1 pseudogene is annotated in these 3,908 nt (G+C 70.9%); it reads right to left on the bottom strand.

The features are described from left to right. A pseudogene (locus ACSFBC_RS28380) lies at positions 1–3,908 on the bottom strand (hemagglutinin); the annotation flags it as partial.

Here is a 3,908-nt window from a genome sequence, read left to right as displayed (position 1 = left end):
GCCAGTTCGCTGGACACGGGGATCACCGAACCCGCGCTGAAGGTGTGCGGCTGGATCGGCAGATCGAAGTTGAGGGCCGTGCCCCCCTCGAAGGCGGTGCCGTCCGCCAGCACGATGCCAGCACGCGGGATCACCGTGTCGCCACCGGTGAAGTTGACGCCCGACAACAGCAGCCAACCCTTGTCGTCCGGCGTAGCGGGCGGCGGCGCGAAGCCGTCGTTGATGCTGCCGAAGATGTCGAGGTTGCCGGCCGCGCGGATGCGCAGGGTGCCCACTTCGCCTGAGCCGTAACGGCCGTCGATCCGTTGCGTGTGCGGGTTGACGCTGGCGTAGCGGTAGCCCGACAGGTCCAGGTCACCCGACACCACCATGTCGCCGCCCGGGTTGGTCACGGCGTTGCTCACGATCTCGATGCCGGGGCGCAGATGGAAGGCGTCGGCGTAGGCGGGGTTGCGCAGGCCGGCCAGCTTGCCGGTCATGAGGCTGGCACGGGCCAGCGCGGCGTCGATGAAGTCGTCGTTGTCGTCGTGCTTGTCCTTGAGCCAGGCCTGGGTGATCTCCTGGTAGGGCCGTCCGCTCGCAGCCGGGGTGGAGACCAGCGGGGCATCGTCGTAGCGCTGCATGCCGTTGACCGCGATGGAGCGCGCGCCGCGGATGTCGAGCGCGCCGCGCGCATCGATGGCGATGTCGCCGTAGACCGCAGCATCAGATTCATTGTTCAGCGCCGGCAGGCCGTTCGCACCGATGCGCGGCGCCGAGAGTTCCAGCGTGCCGCGTGCGCGGCCGTCGTTCTGGCCCGGCTGCGTGCCCGTGGCCACCGCCGTGCCGTGGCGCAGGTCGATGCGCGCGCCGTCCGCCAGCGTCAGCACGCCGTCGCGCGTGCTCAGGTCGACGATCGCGCGGTTGGGCGAATCGATGATCTTGCCGTAGCTGTCCACGCGCAGCAGCGTGCCGTGCGCGTCGAGCAGGGCCGAGCCCGCCACCGTCAGGGCGTTCTTCGCCGCGAGGTAGATGCGGCCCACGCGCTCGCCGCTGGCGTCGACGGTGCCGTTGACCGTGAGGCTGCCGTTGTCGACCGACACGTTGACCTCGCCGGCCTTGAGGCCGTCGCCGATCGTGAGGTCGCCCTGCTTGAGCTGGAAGGTGCGCGTGCCGAACACGCCACCGTCGTTGAGGCGCTGGTTGAGCGATGCGAACGCGCTGTCGAGCGCGGCGCCATCACCGAGATGCTGCGCGCGAATTTCCACGCCGCCCGCCAGGTAGGGCACCCGCGTGCCGCCCGCGTCGTAGCGGCCGCTGCTGGCGCCATGGATCGCGCCCTGCAGGTCGACCACGCCCGCCTGTTCGCCCAGCGCCAGCGCCTTGAGGGTGCCGGCGCGGTTGTTCTGGGCCGACAGGTCGATGACCGAACCCACGGCCTGGCGCACATTGCCCGCCAGGCTTTCGAGCGTGACGTCGCCACCCCAGCTGTACTTGCTGACGTCGTTGAAATCGATCTTGCGGCCGGCCAGGTCGAGCTGCGCGCGCCCGGTCAGCGTGAGGTCGTTGTCGGCGGTGATCACCAGCTTGCCGCTGGGCAGTGCCAGCGTGGTGTCGATGACCACGTCGCGGCCTGCAAGGCGGAGTTCCGCACCGAGTGCGGCGTCGGCCACGGGCGTGACTGCCGGGGCGGCGCTGGTCACGCGCAGGTCGCCGCCTGCCGTGATGCGCTGGATCGAGCCGGCCGCGCCCGTCACCAGCGGTGCATCGATGGTGAGGTTGCCGCCGCTGTAGGCATGGCCCTTGCCGGCTTCGTAGGCGCCCTGCGACTGGTAGACCGAGAGGCTGCCCTTGTTGTCGGCGGTAATGCGCTCGCTGGCCGTGAGCCGCACGTCGGCGAAGCCCAGCGCCAGACGCGCGTCGTCGCTGGTGCCCGTGGGTTGCGCGCCGGGGCCGTAGCCGAACTCGATGGTCGCAGCCTCGATGGCCAGCGTGCCGCTGCCCGTGCCGGCGCCGCCCGCGACCACATCCGTGGCCTCCTGAGGCGCGCCCTTCCAGATCAGGTGGCCGGTGCGGATGGTCGCCACGTCGTTCGCATCGCCCGCGCCGTAGATGGCGGGCGTGCCCAGCACCAGGCGCGCGAGCGAGGATTTGCCGGTGCTCGGGTCGATGGTGTCGAGCGAAGCGCTGCCGAAGAAGCGCAGGCCGCCGCTGGCGTTGAGCTCCAGCGTCTCCAGCGCCGGGGCGCCGTACTGCGTGTCGCCGCGCAGCAGGCGGTTCAGCACGCCCTGGTTCAGCGTCAGGCCCGCCGGCAGCACATTGCGTGAGGCCGCATCGGCCAGCACCGCGCTGTCGCCGACGTTGATGCCCTGCACGGCCAGCGTGAGATGGCGCGTGCCGTAGCGCACCGTGTCGTCGAGCACGAAGCGGTCGGGCGTGGCCAGCGCGATGGTGCCTTCGGAGTACAGCTCGGTATGGCCCGCGCAGGGCGAGACGCTGCACACGCCGACCTGCAGGCTGCGGTTGCCGTTCGTGTCGACGCTGGCTGGCACCGGCAGCATGCTGAGCACGCCGTTGGACACGGCCACGAGGCTGCCGGTCGAGCCCTGGTAGACGAAGCCGTCCGCCGAGTCGTAGGCCGCACGGCCCTTGCCCAGCGTGTTGATGCCCGCGCCCTGCTCGATCACGAGGTGGCTGGGAAACTCCACGTTGGAGGCATCCGCCAGCAGGAACACTTCCGGTGCCGACAGCACCGCGCCCTGGCGCAGCGTGAGCTCGTTCGTGCCACTGGTGGAGTTCACGATATTGCCGCCCTGACCGTACACCACGTACTGCAGCCCGCCGATCATCAGGCGCGATGCGCCCAGTGCATTGAGCGCATCGGCGTTCAGCGTCACGCCCTTGAAACCGGGGGTGGCCGTCGCACCGCCGGCGACCACCTCCAACGGGTTGCCGATGGCCGCGACCGTGCCGCCGTAGCCGCCCTGGGCCGCGTCGAAGCGGCCGATGCCGTCGAAGCGGAGCGCTTCCTCGCCGGCACCCGGGGTGAGGTTCAGCAACAGCGTGCGCGCGTCCGCCGGCGCCATCGCGCGCGGCACGCCCTGGCGCGCGGCATCGCTCAGGATGAATTTGTTGAACGTGGTCTCGTCGTACTGCGAGTAGCTGCGCAGCACGTCGGCCGGCGTGAGGATGGCCTGGCGGAACAGGCTGTCACCGATGGCGGTGCGGGCCACGCTCAGTTGCGCCGCCGCCGACCACGAACCGTTGCGCATCGGGCTGCTGGCCATGGCCGTTGCCTGCGCCGCAGCGCCGCCGTTGAGCTCGACCCGGAACGCGCCGGGCAGCAAGGCGTAGGTGGAGGGCATCAGCGTGTAGGTGCCCGCGGGCAGCCCCGGCACGCCGGCGCCCAGCGTGATCTGCTGGCCGACCAGTGGATCGACCGCGCCGCGTTCGGCAGCGACCGGTGCCTGCGGCGCCTGCACGCCCGGCACGATGGCATAGACCGGATTCGTCGAGAGGCCCGGCAGGCTGAAGCTGCCATCGGCGGCGTTGCGCACCAGCGGGTTGTAGCGTGCATCGGTCGAGCCGCCGCGCCCGCCGATGAAGCCGGTGCCGGTAAGCTCGCCGCCGCCCGAGAGGTCCAGCACCGCACCGGGCTGCACATCGACACGCGCGCCGCCCAACGTGAGACCGGCCGTCAGCGTCTGGCCACGCGTGTCGGCGCCGCCCACACCGGTCAGTTGAACCTTCTGGCCGTCATAGAGGTAGTTGAGGCCGTCCACCGTGCCGCCGTAGGGCATCAGCAAGCCGTTGCCGCTGACCGAGGTCAGGCTGCCCGGCAGGAAATCGACGCGCGTCGTGTTGCGGTCGCCGACCAGCAGGTTGCCCAGCGGCACGCGCAGCACGCCGCCTTGCTCGATCACCGCGGC

Origin of the sequence: Variovorax frigidus, from assembly GCF_051216515.1 — a bacterium.
GTDB lineage: Bacteria > Pseudomonadota > Gammaproteobacteria > Burkholderiales > Burkholderiaceae_C > Variovorax.
This window is presented reverse-complemented; position numbering and strand designations above follow the sequence as displayed.